This is a genomic window from Spirilliplanes yamanashiensis (genome assembly GCF_016863475.1).
GTDB lineage: Bacteria > Actinomycetota > Actinomycetes > Mycobacteriales > Micromonosporaceae > Spirilliplanes > Spirilliplanes yamanashiensis.
Genome location: NZ_BOOY01000001.1, coordinates 222124 through 239656, shown reverse-complemented (window position 1 = coordinate 239656; position 17533 = coordinate 222124). Strand labels below are relative to the sequence as shown.

The 17533-nt window shown below is 74.3% G+C and carries 15 protein-coding genes; 4 read left to right on the top strand and 11 right to left on the bottom strand.

Annotation, left to right across the window (positions count from 1 at the left end; genetic code table 11):
* The 4 genes from Sya03_RS01115 to Sya03_RS01100 all read right to left on the bottom strand — a co-directional run bounded on the left by Sya03_RS01115 (position 1) and on the right by Sya03_RS01100 (position 4538).
* A complete protein-coding gene (locus tag Sya03_RS01115) occupies positions 1 to 1095 on the bottom strand; it encodes a glycosyltransferase family 2 protein (protein ID WP_203936187.1) in 1095 nt (364 codons plus the stop codon).
* Between the two features lie 70 nt (positions 1096 to 1165).
* Entirely contained in the window at positions 1166 to 2008 is an 843-nt protein-coding gene (locus Sya03_RS01110) for a transglutaminase family protein (protein ID WP_239107033.1), read from the bottom strand.
* Between the two features lie 14 nt (positions 2009 to 2022).
* Positions 2023 to 2961 (bottom strand): alpha-E domain-containing protein, encoded by a 939-nt coding sequence (locus tag Sya03_RS01105; RefSeq protein WP_203936185.1) that lies wholly within the window; start codon positions 2959 to 2961, stop codon positions 2023 to 2025.
* Positions 2955 to 4538, bottom strand: coding sequence for a circularly permuted type 2 ATP-grasp protein (locus tag Sya03_RS01100; protein ID WP_203936184.1), 1584 nt, complete (start codon positions 4536 to 4538; stop codon positions 2955 to 2957). The genes Sya03_RS01105 and Sya03_RS01100 overlap by 7 nt, the downstream gene beginning before the upstream one ends.
* Positions 4539 to 4975: 437 nt before the next feature.
* Between Sya03_RS01100 and Sya03_RS01095 the strand changes: the two genes are divergently transcribed.
* Positions 4976 to 5722, top strand: coding sequence for a DedA family protein (locus Sya03_RS01095; RefSeq protein ID WP_203936183.1), 747 nt, complete (start codon positions 4976 to 4978; stop codon positions 5720 to 5722).
* Here Sya03_RS01095 and Sya03_RS01090 read toward each other — a convergent pair.
* On the bottom strand, positions 5649 to 7046 hold the full coding sequence (locus Sya03_RS01090; protein ID WP_203936182.1) for an NAD(P)H-quinone dehydrogenase: 1398 nt from the start codon (positions 7044 to 7046) through the stop codon (positions 5649 to 5651). The genes Sya03_RS01095 and Sya03_RS01090 overlap by 74 nt on opposite strands.
* 101 nt (positions 7047 to 7147) lie before the next feature.
* Here Sya03_RS01090 and Sya03_RS01085 point away from each other — a divergent pair, with 101 nt between their 5' ends.
* Positions 7148 to 7603: a gamma-glutamylcyclotransferase gene (locus Sya03_RS01085; protein ID WP_203936181.1), complete on the top strand. Its 456-nt coding sequence runs from the start codon at positions 7148 to 7150 to the stop codon at positions 7601 to 7603.
* Here Sya03_RS01085 and Sya03_RS01080 read toward each other — a convergent pair.
* Genes Sya03_RS01080 through Sya03_RS01065 form a run of 4 tightly spaced genes read right to left on the bottom strand, consistent with a single transcriptional unit; the run spans position 7600 to position 10993 of the window.
* Positions 7600 to 8589, bottom strand: coding sequence for a GNAT family N-acetyltransferase (locus Sya03_RS01080; RefSeq protein WP_203936180.1), 990 nt, complete (start codon positions 8587 to 8589; stop codon positions 7600 to 7602). The two genes, Sya03_RS01085 and Sya03_RS01080, sit on opposite strands and share 4 nt — an antisense overlap.
* Before the next feature lie 56 nt (positions 8590 to 8645).
* Positions 8646 to 9392, bottom strand: a complete 747-nt coding sequence (locus Sya03_RS01075) for an SCO6745 family protein (RefSeq protein WP_203936179.1) — start codon at positions 9390 to 9392, stop codon at positions 8646 to 8648.
* A 33-nt stretch (positions 9393 to 9425) separates the two neighbouring features.
* Positions 9426 to 10352, bottom strand: a complete 927-nt coding sequence (locus Sya03_RS01070; RefSeq protein ID WP_203936178.1) for a hypothetical protein — start codon at positions 10350 to 10352, stop codon at positions 9426 to 9428.
* A gap of 14 nt (positions 10353 to 10366) precedes the next feature.
* A complete protein-coding gene (locus Sya03_RS01065) occupies positions 10367 to 10993 on the bottom strand; it encodes an MBL fold metallo-hydrolase (RefSeq protein WP_203936177.1) in 627 nt (208 codons plus the stop codon).
* 126 nt (positions 10994 to 11119) lie between these two features.
* Between Sya03_RS01065 and Sya03_RS01060 the strand changes: the two genes are divergently transcribed.
* Positions 11120 to 12088 carry a DUF4349 domain-containing protein gene (locus Sya03_RS01060; protein WP_203936176.1) on the top strand — a complete coding sequence of 323 codons (969 nt, stop codon included), beginning with the start codon at positions 11120 to 11122 and terminating at the stop codon, positions 12086 to 12088.
* A gap of 130 nt (positions 12089 to 12218) precedes the next feature.
* On the opposite strand, the gene Sya03_RS01055 is transcribed toward Sya03_RS01060, so the two are convergent.
* Positions 12219 to 13478, bottom strand: a complete 1260-nt coding sequence (locus tag Sya03_RS01055; RefSeq protein WP_203936175.1) for an amidohydrolase — start codon at positions 13476 to 13478, stop codon at positions 12219 to 12221.
* Between the two features lie 342 nt (positions 13479 to 13820).
* Positions 13821 to 15392 (bottom strand): acyl-CoA mutase large subunit family protein, encoded by a 1572-nt coding sequence (locus tag Sya03_RS01050; RefSeq protein WP_203936174.1) that lies wholly within the window; start codon positions 15390 to 15392, stop codon positions 13821 to 13823.
* Positions 15393 to 15599: 207 nt separating this feature from the next.
* On the opposite strand from Sya03_RS01050, the gene Sya03_RS01045 reads away from it, so the two are divergent.
* Positions 15600 to 17531, top strand: coding sequence for a serine/threonine-protein kinase (locus Sya03_RS01045; RefSeq protein ID WP_203936257.1), 1932 nt, complete (start codon positions 15600 to 15602; stop codon positions 17529 to 17531).
* The last annotated feature ends 2 nt before the right edge of the window (positions 17532 to 17533 follow it).

Here is a 17533-nt window from a genome sequence, read left to right as displayed (position 1 = left end):
CTAGCGGTTCAGCCGGGCCGGCGGGGCCGAGCGCTGCGCCGGGATCGGCGCGGCCGGGATCGGCACGTGTGTCACCGGGGTGCGGCGGGCGCGGGGCAGGAGGCCGAGCAGGCGGTACGCGTGCCGCAGGGTCGCGTACGCGCGGAAGGCGTCGCGGGCCACGATGCGGTGCTTGACGCCCGCCACCCCGGCCGGCGCCGGGTAGCCGCCCGGCGGCAGGTGGCGGCGGCGGAACTCGGCGATGCGGTGGAAGAACTCGCCGCGGCGGGCGGGCGGCACCCGGCCCGGGTTGCCGGCGATGACGAGCAGGTGGTCGACGACCAGGCGCAGCACCTCGCCCCGGTACGGCGCGGCGGCCTCGCCCAGCCCGTCCAGGGTGACCATCAGCTGCTCGTACTGCTCGAACGCCTCGAAGTGCCGGTCGCTGACGGTGCCGGTGATGGCGCCCTGCGCCCGCTGCCGGTAGTGGTAGCAGACCCGGTCGAGGACGCCGATGGACGGCGCGGCGATGAGCAGGGCGTGGCTGAACGGGCCGTCCTCGTAGAAGCCGGGCCGGAACCGGATGCCCGAGGCGAGCAGGGTGGAGCGGCGCACCACCTTGTTCCAGGCGGCGTGCTGGGCCGCCAGGATGCCGGGGCGCTCGGCCAGGGTGAACGCGCCGGTGACGCCGCGCAGCAGGCGGCTGTTCGGGTCGAGGCGGACCCGGCCGTCGGGCTCGTGGACGCGGATGTGGTCGAGCAGCAGCACGTCGGGGGCGCCGGGGTCGCGCAGCGCGGCGAGGACGGCGGGCACGCTGCCCGCGGGCAGCCAGTCGTCGCCGTCGACGAACCAGACGAACTCGCCGCGGGCGGCGGCCAGCCCGGCGTTGCGGGCGCGGCCCAGGCCGACGTTCGACGCCAGCCGCACCACGCGCACGCGGGGGTCCCGGGCGGCGTACCGGTCGAGGACGGCGGGGCAGCCGTCCGGGGACGCGTCGTCGACCGCCACCACCTCCACGGCGGGGCCGGCCTCGCGCAGCACCGACTCGAGGCACTGCCGCAGGCACGACTCGACGCCGTGGACGGGCACGATCACACTCAGCAGGGGACCGCTCATCGGCCCACGATCGGGTGCCGACGTGGTCGCGTCCCGGCCGCCAGGCGACGGGCGGGTGAACTCCGGGTGGCTAGCGGAGCCGCGTGATCGTCACCTCGACGCCCTGGCCGGTGTTCGCCGGTCCCGAGTAGACGCCCTTCAGGGGCGGGACGTCGCCGTAGTCGCGGCCGCGGCCCACCGACACGTGCCGTTCACCCACGGGCACGCCGTTGGTCGGGTCGAACGCCGTCCAGCGCCCCACCCACCACTCGACCCAGGCGTGCGACTGGCCGACCACGCTGTCGCCGATCGCCGCGGTGGGCGACGGGTGCAGGTAGCCGGACACGTACCGGGCGGGCAGGCTCATCGCGCGCAGCAGGCCCACCGTGAGGTGGCTGATGTCCTGGCAGACGCCGGAGCGCAGCCGCCACGCCTGGACGGCGTCGGTCTGCACGCCGGTCGAGCCGGGCACGTACGCGACCTCCTCGCGCACCTTCTCGCACACGCTCAGCGCGGCCGCGTGCGGCGTGGCGCTGCCGCCGCGGATCGCCTCGGCCAGCGACGCCAGCTCCTCGTCGAGCGCGGTGCGGGCGGTGGGCAGCAGCAGCTCGTGCCAGCGGTCGACGGCGTCGGCGACGGCCAGGTCGTCCCAGGACGCGCCGCCGGCCGGGTCGATGAGGTCGCCGGGCGGCAGCGTCTCGACGGTGGCGGTCGCCGTGACGGTGAGCTTCTCGTGCGCGGCGTGCACGTCGAACGCGGTGACGCCGGTGCCCCAGTAGTCCTCGTAGCGGTAGGTGCGGGCGGGCGGCCACACCTCCACGCGGGCGTCGAGGACGGCCTGGCGGGCCTCGTTGCGCGGCGACATGCGCGCCTCGTTGTAGGAGGAGCCGACCTTGCCCGCGTACGTGAAGCCGGTCTCGTGCTTGATCTTCAAACGCCAGGAGTCCATTACGCGACGGCCTCCGGTACCCAGTTGACCGCGGTGGTCTGGCGGAAGTAGCGGCGCGACACCGCGTCGTTGACCTGCGAGCAGGTGCGGCCCAGCGACGACAGGACGGGCCGCAGGTCGTCGATCAGCTCGTCGGCGCCGCGGAACTCCAGGTTGGTGCGGGCCCGCCCGACGATGCGCTGCGCGTCGGTGGCGACGCCGGCCCGGCCCGGGTCGGGCTCCAGCTCGGCCAGGCAGCCCTCCGCCGCGGACAGCGCCGCGAACACCGAACGCGGGAACAGCCGGTCGAGCAGCAGGAACTCGGCGGCGTGCCGGTCGTCCAGCGAGCCGCGGTACGTGCGCAGGTAGGTCTCCCAGGCCCCGCAGGAGCGCAGCAGCGTCAGCCAGGACGGGATGCTGCCGCCGGCGCGGGCGTGCGTGGACAGCAGCCGCGCGGTCATGTCGACCCGCTCGATGCTGCGGCCCAGCACCAGGAACAGCCAGCCCTCGTCGCGGCTCATCGTGGCGTCGGTGAGCCCGGCCATCACCGCGCAGCGCTCGCGCACCCAGCGGAAGAACGCGTGCACGCCCTCCTGCTCGACCCGGCGCCGCGCGTTGGGCAGGCCGTGCCAGGTGGCGTTGAGGCACTCCCACATCTCGCTGGACACGGTCTCGCGGGCGCCACGGGCGTTCTCCCGGGCGGCGGCGAGCGCGCCGACGACGGACCCGGCGTTGCGCTCGTCGAGGCCGAGCAGGCTGACCACCCGGGCGGACGACATGGGGGCGTCGTCGGGGCTCATGCCCATGACGCCGAGCAGCGACCGGCAGGCCTGCTCCTCCTGCACCCACGGGTCGGCGAGCATCCGCTGCAGGTGCACGTCGAGGATGCGGGCGGTGTCCTCGGCCCGCTCGACGTACCGGCCGATCCAGTACAGCGACTCGGCGATGCGGCTCAGCACTGTCCCGCCTCCTGCTGTTGCTGCTGCTGTTGCTGGCTGGCGATCGCCCCGGCGCCGGGGCCCGGGTCCGGGGAGTTCGGCAGGTCGTGCTCGACCGGCGGCGTGTACGACGGCAGGTGCGGCTCCTCGTACGCCATCGTGTCGTCCGGCGAGGCCAGCACCCAGGTGTCCTTCGAGCCGCCGCCCTGGCTGGAGTTGACGACCAGCGCGCCCTCCGGCAGCGCCACCCGGGTCAGCCCGCCCGGCAGCACCCAGATCTTCTCGCCGTCGTTCACCGCGAACGGCCGCAGGTCGACGTGCCGCGGCCGCAGCCGGTTGCCGACCAGGGTGGGCACCATGGACAGCTTCACCTCGCGCTGGGCGATCCAGCCGCGCGGGTTGGCGCAGACGGTCGCGCGCACGGCGGCCAGCTCGGCGTCGGTGGCCTGCGAGCCGATGACGATGCCCGCGCCGCCCGCCCCGTCGACCGGCTTGACCACCAGCTCGGACAGCCGCGGCAGCACCTCGTCGAGCACGCCCGGCTCGTCCAGCCGGTACGTCTCCACATTGGGCAGCAGCGGCTCCTCGTTCAGGTAGTACCGGACCAGGTCCGGCACGTACGTGTAGAGCAGCTTGTCGTCGGCGACGCCGTTGCCGACCGCGTTGGCGATCGTGACCCGGCCGGCGCGGGCGGCGTTGAGCAGCCCGGCCACGCCGATCACCGAGTCGGCGCGGAACTGCACCGGGTCGAGGAAGTCGTCGTCGATGCGCCGGTAGATCACGTCGACGCGCTGCTCGCCGGCCGTGGTGCGCATGGCGACCTCGTTGCCGACGCACACCAGGTCGCGGCCCTCGACCAGCTCGACGCCCATCTCGCGGGCGATCAGCGCGTGCTCGAAGTACGCCGAGTTGTGAACGCCGGGGGTGAGCACCACGACGGTGGGGTCCGCGACGCCGACGGGCGCGGCCGCGCGCAGGGCCCGCAGCAGCATCGACGGGTACGACTCGACGGGCAGGATCCGGGTGGACGCGAACACCTCGGGCAGCACCTGCGCCATGGCGCGCCGGTTCTCCATCACGTAGCTGACGCCGGAGGGGATGCGGACGTTGTCCTCCAGCACCCGGAACGTGCCCTGCTCGTCGCGGATCAGGTCGACGCCGGCGACGTGCACGCGCACCCCGTTGGCGGGGTTGATGCCGTGCGCCTGGCGCAGGAAGTTGGCGCTGGTGGCGATGAGCCGGCGGGGCACCACGCCGTCGGCGAGCACCTGGCCGGCGCCGTACACGTCGGCGAGGAACGCCTCCAGCGCGCGGATGCGCTGCGCCACGCCCGCCTCGACGGTGCGCCACTCGGCGGCCGCGATGACGCGCGGCACGATGTCGAGCGGGAACGGGCGCTCGACGCCCTTGAGGGCGAACGTGATGCCCTGGTCGAGGAACGCGCGCGCCAGCACCTCGGCGCGCACGCCGAGCTCGGCGGACGACAGCGGCTGCAGGGTGGCGTAGAGGGCCTCGTAGGTCTCCCGGGGCATGCCGGGATCGCCGAACATCTCGTCCCAGCCGGGACCGAGCCGGTAGTCCTCGAACAGGTCCGCCATGACCGCACGCTACGCCCGCGCCGTTGCGCGCGCGTAACAACGGGGCGGGAGTTGATCGAGAGGGTGATGCGCCGTGGGGAGCGCAGTGCCGGGCCGTCGGTACGGGACCTACCGACGGCCCGGGCGCGCCCGCAGTGAAGGGGCTGCGCGTGGGCCGAACACCGGGAACGGGGGACCCGGTGTGTGCGACCCGCTGGAAGCGTACGCGCAGGAACCCCTCCCGCGTGAGCCCGAAAACAGCCGGAACCGCTGCCGATTGCCGACCAGGCGAGCAGAATGGGACGAATCGGCGAGCCGGGGGCCGTTAATGGGCGCGCGACGGCGGTTGTGGCCGTACCGTGTCCCGCATCACCCGGAGGCGGGCCTGGTCAAACGCGGGTCGGGACGCGCAGGCTCGAACAGATGCGACCCGACCGCGCACGAGGTGGTCCTCGACCGTGACCGACCTGCTGACGATGATGGCGACGCCCGCGTGGGCCTACGTCGCCCTCTTCGGCCTGCTGGTCGTCGACGCCTACGTCCCGGTCGTGCCCATCCAGGCCATCATGATCACCGCGGGCGCCCTGACCGTCTACGGCGGGCTCAGCCTGCCGCTGGTCCTCGCGGTCGGCGCGACCGCCATGTTCCTCGGCGACTTCGGCTGCTACCAGCTCGGCCGCACGGCGGGCGCGCACGGCGGCAGCGGGCGGCTGGCCGCGTTCCGGCAGCGGCTGCTCGACCGGGTGCGGCACGGCTCCGAAGCAGACGCGCCGCCGCGCGAGCGCGGGACCGCGCGCAAGGCCGCCGCGAAGTTCACCCGCGGCCTGCGCCGGCCGGGGCCGCTGGTGCTGCTGCTGTGCCGGTTCGTGCCGGGCGGCCGGATGGTGGCGAGCTTCCGGGCGGGGCGGCTGCGCTACCCGTACCGGCTGTACGTGCTCTACGACGGCGCCGCCGCGATCGGCTGGGCCACCTACGGCGGCCTGGTCGGGCACATCGGCGGCACCGCCCTGACCCAGACCGCATGGCGGCTGTTCGCCGTCGCCGCGGTGGCCGCCGTCATCTTCGGCACCGCGGGCTGGGTGCTGGCGCTGTTCGGCGGCCGCCACGACGACGAGGACGAGGACGGCCCCGCTACTGCAGCTCGTGCAGCATCAGCTGGCGAGCGGCCTCGGCGATCGAGCCGGACAGCGACGGGTAGATCGTGATCGTGTGGGCCAGCTGGTCCACCGTGAGGCCGTTCTCCACCGCGATCGTGATGGGCAGGATCAGCTCGCTCGCCTTCGGCGCCACCACGACGCCGCCGACGACCTGACCGGTGGCGGGCCGGCAGAACAGCTTGACGAAGCCGTCGGTGAGGCCGGCCATCTTGGCCCGGGCGTTGCCGCCCAGCGGCAGCATGACCTGCCGGGCCGGGGTCTTGCCGCTGTCCACCTCGTTCTGCGAGACGCCGACGGTGGCCAGCTCCGGGTCGGTGAACACGTTCGCCGCGACGGTGCGCAGCCGCAGCGGCGCGACCGCCTCGCCCATCGCGTGCCAGACGGCGATCCGGCCCTGCATGGCGGCCACGCTGGCCAGCGGCAGCACGCCGGTGCAGTCGCCCGCGGCGTAGATGCCGGGCACGTTGGTGCGCGACACCCGGTCGACGGTGACGTAGCCGCCCTTGGCGACGGCGACGCCGTACTCCTCCAGGCCCAGGCCGGCGGTGTTCGGCACCGCGCCGACGCACATCAGCGCGTGGGTGCCGTCGACGGTGCGCCCGTCGGACAGGGTGACCCGCACCCCGTCGGCGGTGCGCTCGACGCCGTCCGCCCGGGAGTTGTTGAGGATCGTCATGCCGCGGCCGCGGAACACCCGCTCGATCGCCATCGCGGCGTCGGCGTCCTCGTGCGGCATGACCCGGTCGCGGCTGGAGACCAGCGTGACGTCGACGCCCATCGCGTTGTACGCCGACGCGAACTCGGCGCCGGTGACGCCGGAGCCGATGACGATCAGCTTGCCGGGCAGCTCGGTGAGGTCGTAGACCTGCCGCCAGTCGAGGATGCGCTCGCCGTCGGGCACGGCGCTCGGCAGCACCCGCGGCGTCGACCCGACCGCGAGCAGGACGGTGGACGCGTCCACCGGGTAGGTCTCGCCGTCGTGCGGCGTGATGAGCACCCGGTGGGTGTGGCCCAGGGTGTCCTCGCCGATGCGGGCCCGGCCGCTGACGACGTGCACGCCGGCCTTGACCAGCTTGGCCTGGATGTCGGCCGACTGGGCGAGGGCGAGCCGCTTGACCCGGCCGTTGACCGCGGCGGCGTCGACCGTGACGGCCTGCAGGTCCGCGTGGACGCCGAACTGCTCGTTGTGCGAGTAGCCGGTGACGACCTCGGAACTGGCGATGAACGTCTTGGACGGCACGCAGTCGGACAGCACGCACGCGCCGCCGGCCCCCTCCGCCTCGACGACGGTCACCTCGGCGTCCAGCTGCGCCGCGACGAGGGCGGCCTCGTACCCGGCCGGGCCGCCACCGATGATGACGATGTGACTCACAGTGCTCCCTTTATGTCTCAGATGTGACATTTGCGGGCTCACCGCCCGACACGCACGCCTCGTATTCTCCACCACCGCCGGATCCGGCTATCGTCATCGCCGTGCGTCATTACGCCGCGTACGGCTCAAACCTGGATCCCGCCCGCATGCGGGCGTACTGCCCACACTCCCCCATGGTCGGCATCGGCTGGGTGGAGGGGTGGCGCCTGACGTTCGCGGGCGAGGAGGACCTCGGCTGGGAGGGCTCGGTCAGCACGATCGTCGAGTCGCCCGGCGACCGGGTGTTCGTCGCGCTCTACGACGTGCACCCCTGGGACGCCGCCCAGCTCGACGAGGTCGAGGGGGTCACCGCCGGCACGTACCAGAAGCTCACCGTCCGGGTGTCGACCCTCGAGGGCGACGTCACGGCGTGGGTGTACGTCTTCGACGGCTACGAGGGCGGCCTGCCGACGGCCTGGTACCTGTCGGAGATCGCCAACGCTGCCGAGAAGGCCGGCGCGCCGGACGACTACGTCGCCGAGCTGCGCGCCCGCCCCACCCGCACCGCGGCGCCCTAGCCCGCGGCCACCGGGCGCTCGTACATGTCGGCCGCGTAGACCGGTTCGAGGCCCACCGCGCGGTACAGCCGCACCGGGTCGGTCGGGTTCGTCAGGTCCACGCCCAGGCCGGCGTGGGTGCGCCCGTGGGCGGCGTAGGCGGCGAACGCGTGCCGCAGCAGCGCCTCGCCCACCCCGCGGCGCCGGTACGGCCGCCGCACGGCCAGCATCTTCACCCAGCCCTCGCTCTCCTGCTCGTCGGGATCCTCGGACTGCAGGATGCCGGCGGGCTCGCCGTCGACCTCGGCGACGAACCACTCGGCGGGATTGATGCCGGGCAGGCCCGCGCGCCAGTCCTCGTACGTCGTGGGCAGGTGGTCCCGGGAGTCGACGAACGCCTCCTCCAGCACCGCGTGGAACCGGCGCAGCTCGGCGTCGTCGGTGCCGACGGCGCGGATGCGCACCCCGGGCGGGGGCGGCGGGGGCGTCGGCGCCACCCCGGCCAGCAGCCCGCGCATCCGGTTGTACCGCTTGACGAACCCGAACCCGGCCGCGGTGAGGGCGGCGATCCACGCCGTCTCGGTCGGCACGGCGCCGCCGCGCGCGGTCATCACCGGGTGCCCCAGCTCGCCGGCCCGCTCGGCGACGCGGCGCAGCAGCATGGCCAGCAGCGGCCGCTGGGCGGGCTCGCCGTGCCCGGGGCGGGCGTACACCTCGACGAAGTCGCGGGCGCCGCCGGAGGAGTTGCGCAGGTAGCCCCAGGCCGCGATCTCGCCGGCCGGGTCCAGCGCCAGCCACGAGTCCCTGCTCGCGTCGACGTACGGCCCGGAAAGGCCCTCCGCGACGTCGTCGAGGCTGAAGTCGGGCTCGCCGACCGCGGCGATGTCGCTGGCGTGCACGACCGCGAGGATCGCGGGGGCGTCGGCGGCGACCGGCCGCCGCGTCGACCAGCCGGCGGGCAGCTCGGTCAGGGGCGGCAGCGCGAGGGCCGCGGACAGCTCCGTCATGGGTGGCAGCGAAACACAGCCGCCCCGGCCCGGCGACCGCTTTTCCGGGGTACGGCTCAGGCGACGCGGCGGCCCAGCCGGCCCAGCAGGCTGTTCAGCAGGCCGACCAGCTCGACGCGCTCCGCGCCGTCGAGCGCCGCGAACGCCTGGCCGCACATGGCGTCGGTGATCGCATCCGCCCACACCTGGCGGCGCACCAGCGGCCCCAGCGGCGGGTACGGCGGCTGCCAGCCGAACGCGACCGCCCCGGTCTCGCCGTCCGGGCCGGCGATGATCGCCTCCAGCGGGCTCAGCCCGGCCGCCCGGATCGCCACCACCGTGGCGCCGGAGCGCAGCTCGCGCAGCAGGTGCAGGGCGACGGCCACCCGGGCGCCGGGCGCGTCGTCGGGCACCGGCATGGCCCGCCACGCCGCGAACAGCGGCAGCGCCGCCGCCTCCGCCGCCCCCACCACCCGCTGGAGCAGCTCGGCCAGCCGGTCCACCCGCGGGAACGGGCCGACCTGGTCGACGCCCCAGCGGCACAGCTCGTGCAGGTGCCACTCGGCCACCTCCGCCGGGCGGACCAGCTTGGCGGCGGCCTCCCAGCCGTCGGTGACCGCCTCCGGCGCGATGAAGCCCAGCGCCGCCGCGACCGTGTCGGGCCGCACGTCGCCGAGGGCGCCGGCGCGGGCCGCCACGTGGTAAGCCCAGCCGGACAGCCCCATCAGCCGGGCCCGGCGCAGGGTCTGCGGGGACTCCGCGAACGCGTCGGTGAGGCCGAGGACGCCGGGCTTGGCGAACGCCGCCGCCTGTTCTGGGGTCACCCGCGCGATTCTGCCGCGTCCGTCCGGTTCTCTCTACCCGTCCAGTTCGTCCAGTGCGCCCTGGACCTCGCCGAGTCGGCGCCGCGCGGTCGCCACGTCGCGGACGGCGGCCTTGTGCGCGAGCTTCGCGCGGGACGCCTCGGCCTGCGCGGCGGCGCGGCGGCGCTCCAGGTCGGCCAGGGCCGCGTCCAGCTCGGCGACGGTGCGGGCGGCGGCGTGCTCGGCGTCCGCGGCCTCCTCGGCCGCCGCGTCGGCCCGCTCCGCCTGCTGCTGCGCCGCGCGCAGCTCCCGCTCGACGGCGCGGCGGGCGGCCGCGCGGCGCTCGGCCGCGGCGCGCTCCCGGGCCGCGGCGAGCCGGTCCTCCTTCGCGGTACGCGGGGGCGGCTGCTCGTCCTCGGCCTCGTCGTCCTCGTCCTCGACGCCCTCGTCGGTGTCCTCGTCGCCGCCGACCACCAGGCGCAGCCGCGGCCGGGGCACCTCCCCGAAGCCGGACACGCTGACGGTGCGGATCAGCCGGCCGGTGCGGACCTGCTCGGCGATGTCGGCGTCCGACAGCGCGGCCGACAGCGTCGCCTCCACGTCGCCCAGCGGCAGCGAGCCGCGGCCCAGGCCCGGCTCCGCCTCCACCGCCAGCCGGCGCGCCTGGTCGACCAGCGCCATGACGGCCTGCCGGCGCTGGTTCGACAGCTCCCGCAGCTGCTCGCCGCGCAGGTTGCGCTGCGCCTCGCGGAGCATGCCGGCCAGCTCCACCAGCTCCTCGACCAGCTCGGGGCGGCGCAACGCCAGCAGGTTGACCAGCCACGCGGCCACCGTCGGCTTGCGCAGGGCGGCGATCTGCCGCGCCGTCTCCCGGTCGCCCGCCTTGCGGGCCGCGGCGACCGCCTCGGTGCGCACCGCGACGAAGGAGTCCGGCGGCGCCTCGTACAGCCGGCGGACCAGATCCTCGGGCGGCGCGGTCACCACGACATGTTCCCTCAGGGAAGGACGGACCCGGCGGGCAGGTGGCGGTATTCGCACCCGGAGAAGCGTTCCAGATGACCGTCGTACACCTTCGCCCCGGTCGCGTTGACGAGTCCGTCGTGCACGGCGAACGCCCGGCCCGGCTTCACGGCCCGCACGAAGTCGATGGACTCGCTCAGCTTCAGCCACGGCGCCGTGAACGGGACGAACAGGGTGTCCACGGTGGCGTCGGGCACCTCGAGGCTGTCACCGGGCACGTAGACGCTGTGCGCGCCGTCGTCGATGAGGAAGCCGACGTTCGGGATGCGCGGGATCTCCGGGAAGATCTCGGCGTGCTGCCCGCCGTGCACGCTGATCGTGAAGCCGGCGGCGGTGAACCGGTCGCCGGGCGTGACGGGCGAGCCGGGCAGATGCTTCAGCACGTCCGGGTGGGCGTACACCTGGGTGCGGGGGTGCCGGTGCAGGTGCGCGCGCAGCAGCTCCACGTCGAGGTGGTCGGGGTGCTCGTGGGTGATGAGCACGGCGTCGGCGCCGTCGAGCGCGTTCCGCTCGCCGAACGCGCCCGGGTCGACGACCAGGACGCCGCCGGACGCGTCGCCCTCGAACCGGATGCAGGCGTGGGTGTTCTTCGTGACGCGCACGGGATCCTCCGTTGCCGAAATCGTGACCGTCCGTCCTGCAGTCTGCCGGAACCGGGGATCACCCGCCCCTCGTCAGACCCCCGGTTCATCGGTACGGGGACTTCACGGGGACTTTCGGAGGACGACATGCGGGCACGACACACCTGGCCGGCCGCACTCGCGGTGGCGGCGGCACTGGCCCTGACCGGCTGCAGCGCGGACAGCTCGGACGACCAGGCGGCCACGTCGTCGGCCGGCGGCGCCCCGGCGGCCGAGAAGGCGGCCGAACCCGGCACGGCCGACCGGGGCGGCCCGGCCGCCGCCGACACCGCCGCCAAGGCCCCGAACCTCCAGGTCGACCAGCGCTCCATCATCTACACCGGATCCATCACCCTGCGGGTCAAGGACGTCAACCAGGACGCCGCCCGGGTGCTCGCCATCGCGTCGGGCGCGGGCGGCTTCGTCGGCTCCGACAAGCGCAGCAGCGGCGACACCACCGACGCCGCCGAGGCCACCATCGAGCTGCGGGTGCCCGCCGACAAGTTCCAGTCCGTCGTGGACCAGATCGCCGGCCTCGGCGAGGAGGAACAGCGCAGCGTCAACACCCAGGACGTCACCGAGGAGGTCCTCGACCTGGGCGCCCGCATCGCCTCCCAGCAGGCCCGCGTCGACAGCGGCCGCCGGCTGCTCGCCCAGGCGAAGAACCTGGAGGACCTGGTGATGCTGGAGAGCGAACTGGCCAAGCGGGAGGCCGACCTCGCCTCCCTGCAGGCCAAGCAGAAGCGCCTCGCCGACCTCACCGCCCTGTCCACGATCACCGTCGTCCTGCTCGACCCGGGCGCGCCGGGCGCCCCCGCCGGCGACGACGAGCCGACGTTCCTGAGCGGGCTCGCGGCCGGCTGGGACGCCCTGGTCGCCTCCCTGCGGGTCCTGCTCACGATCGTGGGCGCCCTGCTGCCGTGGCTGATCGCCCTGGGCCTGCCGCTCCTGCTGACCCTGTGGCTGATCCGCCGCCTGCGCCGCACCCCGGCGCACCCGGCCCCGCAGGTGGCCCCGGCGACGTACGGCCCCCCGGCCCCGCCGGTCTCCGCTCCCCCGGCAAGCCCGAAGGAGTGACCGGAGTCGGCTGACGCCGCCGCGGTGTCCGGTGCCGAGGACGGCCGAGCGCAGCGTGGGCCGCCCGCAGGCGCCGGGCACCGCGACCAAGGCGGCGTCAGCCCGGAGGAGCGAAGCGACGACCAGAAACTCAGAACGGCGATGCGAGCGCAGCGAGCGCCGTGTGGACCATGACGCGGACGCCGTAGCCGATGCAGCGTTCGTCGACGTCGAAGCCGGACTGGTGCAGGTCGTGCTTCACGTCGGAGCCCGGGGTGCCGGTGCCGAGCCGGATCATCGCGCCCGGCACCTGCTCCAGGTAGAACGAGAAGTCCTCGCCGCCCATGCTGATCTCGGCCTCGACGACCCGGTCGGCGCCCAGGGCCGCGCCGGCCGCGCCCGCGATGACGGCGGACGCCATGCGGTCGTTGATGACGGGCGGGACGCCGCGGTTGTAGGTGACCTCGGCCTCGGCGCCGGTGGCGGCGACGACGTCGCGGATGAGCTTGGTGATGAGTTCGGGGGCGGAGCGCCAGGCCTCGCGGTTGAGGATGCGCACGGTGCCCTTGACGAAGCCCTCGCCGGGGATCGCGTTGTACGCCTGGCCCGCCTGCACGGTGCCCCACACCATGGAGACGCCAGCGCGCGGGTCGACGCGGCGTTCGAGCAGGGCCGGCACGTCGAGGATGACGCGGCCGAGGGCGTGCACGAGGTCGACGGTGAGGTGGGGCCGGGCGGTGTGCCCGCCGGGGCCGGTGAGCCGGACGGCGACGGTGTCGGCGGCGGCGGTGAACGGCCCGGAGCGGACGCCGACCAGGCCGGCGGGCAGCTGCGGGTAGCAGTGCAGGGCGTAGATGGACGAGACGTCCTTGAGCGCGCCGGCCTCGATGACGCCGGGGGCGCCGGACGGGACGGCCTCCTCGGCGGGCTGGAAGATCAGCCGGACCCGGCCGGGCAGTTCGCCGCGCTCGTTGAGCTGGGCCAGCGCCCAGCCGAGCCCGAGCAGGACGGTGGTGTGCACGTCGTGGCCGCAGGCGTGGGCGACGCCGTCGTTGGTGGAGCGGTACGGGACGTCCTTGCTGTCCTGCAGGGGCAGCGCGTCGAGGTCGGCGCGGAACGCGACGGCGTGGTCGCCGGTGCCGATGTCGCAGATGACGCCGTTGCCCTTGGGCAGCAGCTTCGGCGACAGCCCGGCGACGGCGAGTTCGCGGGCGACGAGCGCCGCGGTCTCGAACTCGGAGTAGGACGGCTCGGGGTGCGCGTGGATGTGCCGCCGTACGGCCACCAGTTCGGCGCCGCGGGAGGCGAGCCAGCGGTCGAGCTGGCCCGGCAGTGGATCGGCGCCCGGCGGTGTGTCAGGCCAGGACGACGTCAGGTCGGTGCCCGTGGTCACCGTCAGCGCACTCGTCACGTCTGATTCTCGTTCGCTCGTGAGGGTTGGGTTGTTTTCGGGCTGTCGCGTCAGCCTAGACCGATTCTCGTGACGCTGCGCAACACCATTCCCGTGACGCTCGGACTGCGCACCGTCACGAAATCGCTGGTGAGCGTGTCCGGACGCGGGCCGACGGGAGGGGTTCGGTGACGCACCGTGATCACGCGCGGTCATCCGAGCCACACCCCCTCCAACGCACGACGAACCATCCGGGTGACGCGGCAGGGAATCCGGTCCGGTCACCGAGCGAACGCTCACACCTTCGGACCGACGCTAGCCACACTCCGCGTCCGTCGTGTTTCCGTACCCGATATCCGACGGTCAGAACCGCTCGGCGGGCTGGTACACCCCCCAGACGTCACGCAGGGCGTGGCACACCTCACCGACGGTGGCCCGGGCCTGAAGCGCGACGCGCATCGGGTGCAGGACGTTGCCCTGGCCGCCCGCGGTCGACCGTAGCGCGGCGAGGGCCGCCTCCACCGCCGCGCCGTCGCGCTCGGCGCGCAGGGCGGCCAGCCGCCGCACCTGCGCCGCCTCGATGGCGGGGTCGACGCGCAGCGGCTCGTAGGGGTCCTCGGTGTCGGCGACGAACCGGTTGACGCCGACGACGACGCGTTCGCCCGCGTCGATCTGCTGGGCGATCCGGTACGCCGACGCCTCGATCTCGCGCTTCTGGAAGCCGGCCTCGATGGCGTCGACGACGGAGCCGTGGTCGAAGACGCGGCGGATCAGGTCGTCCACCAGGGTCTCGATCTCGGCGGTCATGGCTTCGACCACGTAGGAGCCGGCGAACGGGTCGACGGTGCCGGTGAGGCCGGTCTCGTACGCGAGGACCTGCTGGGTGCGCAGCGCGAGCCGGGCCGACTTCTCGGTGGGCAGCGCGAGCGCCTCGTCGTAGGAGTTGGTGTGCAGCGACTGGGTGCCGCCGAGGACCGCGCCGAGGCCCTGGACGGCGACCCGGACGAGGTTGACCTCGGGCTGCTGGGCGGTGAGCTGCACGCCGGCGGTCTGGGTGTGGAAGCGCAGCATCCACGACTTGGGGTTCCGCGCGCCGAAGTCCTCGCGCATGATCCGCGCCCAGATCCGGCGGGCGGCGCGGAACTTGGCGACCTCCTCCAGCAGGGTGGTGCGGGCGACGAAGAAGAACGACAGCCGGGGCGCGATGTCGTCGACGGCCAGGCCGGCGGCCACCGCGGCGCGGACGTACTCGACGCCGTCGGCCAGCGTGAACGCCACCTCCTGCGCGGGCGACGCCCCGGCCTCGGCCATGTGGTAGCCGGAGATGGAGATGGTGTTCCACTGCGGCAGTTCTGCGCGGCAGTACGCGAACGTGTCGGCGACCAGCCGCAGCGACGGCTTCGGCGGGAAGATGTACGTGCCGCGGGCGATGTACTCCTTCAGGATGTCGTTCTGGATCGTGCCGTTGAGGGCGCCGCCGGGCACGCCCTGCTCCTCGGCGACGAGCTGGTAGAGCAGCAGCAGGACGGCGGCCGGGGCGTTGATCGTCATCGACGTGGAGACCTTGTCCAGCGGGATGCCGCCGAACAGGGTGCGCATGTCGTCGATCGAGTCGATGGCCACGCCGACCTTGCCGACCTCGCCGTGCGCGAGCGGCGCGTCGGAGTCGTAGCCCATCTGGGTGGGCAGGTCGAACGCGACGCTCAGGCCGGTCGTGCCGTGGGCGAGCAGCTGGCGGTAGCGGGCGTTGGACTCGGCCGCGGTGCCGAAGCCGGCGTACTGCCGCATCGTCCAGGGCCGCGACGTGTACATGGTGGGGTAGACACCGCGGGTGTACGGGTAGCTCCCGGGTGCGCCGAGCCGTGCCTCGAGGTCGTCGGGCAGGTCGGTCGCGGCGTACACCGGCTTGATCTCGAAGCCGGACTCAGCATCCATATCGGGGATCGTAGAGCCCGGCGGGGCACCGCCACACGTAACCGAATTGACACAGGGGGTCCGGATTCGTACACCCTGTGCGACGGCTCCCGCACGCTCGGTCCGCTTATCCACAGCGTTACCTGGGCGGCTAGCAATCGGCGGGGACAACCAGCAAGATGGTGGGGTTGTCAGCGCCCCCTCGACTTCCCCTCGGTGGCTTACCTCGTGACTCAGATCCCGACGTGGAGCAGCGGTAACGCTCCGGCCAGCGGACGCGCGGCCCCCGGCACCGTCATCGGCGGCCGGTACACCCTGCGTGCGGCCGTCGGCCACGGCGGCATGGGCACGGTCTGGCGCGCGGCGGACACGCTGCTGCGCCGCGACGTCGCGGTCAAGGAGGTCATCCTCCCGCCCGGCCTCGCGCCCAGCGACCGTGACTCGATGTACGAGCGCACCATGCGCGAGGCGCGCGCCGCCGCCGCGCTCCAGCACCCCGCCGTCGTGCAGGTCTACGACGTCGTGCAGGAGAACGGCCGCCCGTGGATCGTCATGGAGCTGCTGGAGGCCCGCAGCCTGGCCGACATGGTCATCGAGGACGGGCCGGTCCCCGCCCGCGTGGTCGCCAAGATCGGCATCGCGCTGCTCGGCGCGCTCGAGGTGGCCCACGCGCACGGCGTGCTGCACCGCGACGTGAAGCCCGCCAACGTGCTCATCTGCTCCGACGGCCGGTGCGTGCTCACCGACTTCGGCGTCGCCCGCATGCCCACCGACATCCAGCTCACCACCCCCGGCATGGTGCTCGGCTCGCCGCACTTCATCTCGCCCGAGCGGGCCATGGGCAGCGAGTTCGGCCCGCCCAGCGACCTGTTCTCGCTCGGCGTCACGCTCTACACCGCCGTCGAGGGCCGTCCGCCGTTCGACAAGGGCGACCCCATCGAGACCATGCACGCCGTCGTCGAGGACCCGCCCGCGCCGCCGGTGCGCGCCGGCTCGCTGGCGAACGTGCTGCTCGGCCTGCTGGAGAAGGACCCGGCCCAGCGCTACGACGTCCCGCACTCCCGCACGCTGCTGCGCCAGCTGCTCGCCGGGCCGCTGGCCAGCAAGGCGCCCGCCCACCTGATGACCGACCCGTACGCGGTCGTGCCCACCCAGCGGCCGCCCGCGCCCCCGCGCGAGCCGGTCAGCCCGCCCGCGCCGGCGCCCGCGCCGCCGCCCAGCGGCCAGATCGGCGGCCGGGCCATGCTCGCCCCGGGCGAGTCGCTCACCGACCGCCTGAAGAAGGTCCGCCAGGGCGGCCGCCGCCGGGCCCCCGAGCCCGCACCGGCGCTGCCCGAGCCCGCCGACACGGCCGCCGGCCCGTGGGCGCTGCCCGCCCCCGCGGCCGCGCAGGGCGACCCCACCTCCGTCATCCCGCCACAGCACTCCTGGCAGCCGGGCCCGCCGCAGCAGCAGCGCGGCACCGTCGTGGCCGCGTCCGGCGCCCAGCGCCGGGCCACCGTGGAGAAGGCCCTGGCCGCGGTGCGCGGCGGCGCGGCGTCCGCCGCCGGCACCGTGCGCGCCTGGCCGCGCAACGTGCAGTACGCGGTCGCCGGCGGCCTCGCCGCGGTCCTGCTGCTCGGCGGCATCCTCCTCGCCACCAGTGGCGACGACGCCCCGACCAACCCGGTCGCCCAGCCGGGCGCCAGCGACCCGGCCACCGTGCCGGCGTCGTTCGCCACCCAGGACCACGCCGAGCGCGGCATCACGGTCAAGGTGCCGAAGGGCTGGCAGCGCAAGACGTCCGGCCAGACGTGGATCGACTACGTCGACCCCGCCGACAGCAAGCGCAAGGTGCGCCTGCTGGTCGAGCCGGGCAGCGCCCAGCCCCGCCGGTTCATGGAGATCGCCGAGGCCGGGCTCGACCGCAAGGGGTCGAGCTGCATCAAGCCGTACGCGCGGATCAGCCTGACCGACGTCGAGATGGCCGGGCGCCCGTCCGCCGAGCTGCAGTACACCTGCGGCGAGGGCGACGAGCTGCGCCGCGGCGTCTGGCGGCAGGTCACCGCCGGCGGCAAGATGTACAGCTTCTACATGACGGTGCCCGACGCGCGGTTCGCCGAGAGCCGCCCCATCTTCGACGAGATGGTCCGCACGTTCTCGGTGACGGCCGCCGGCTGACC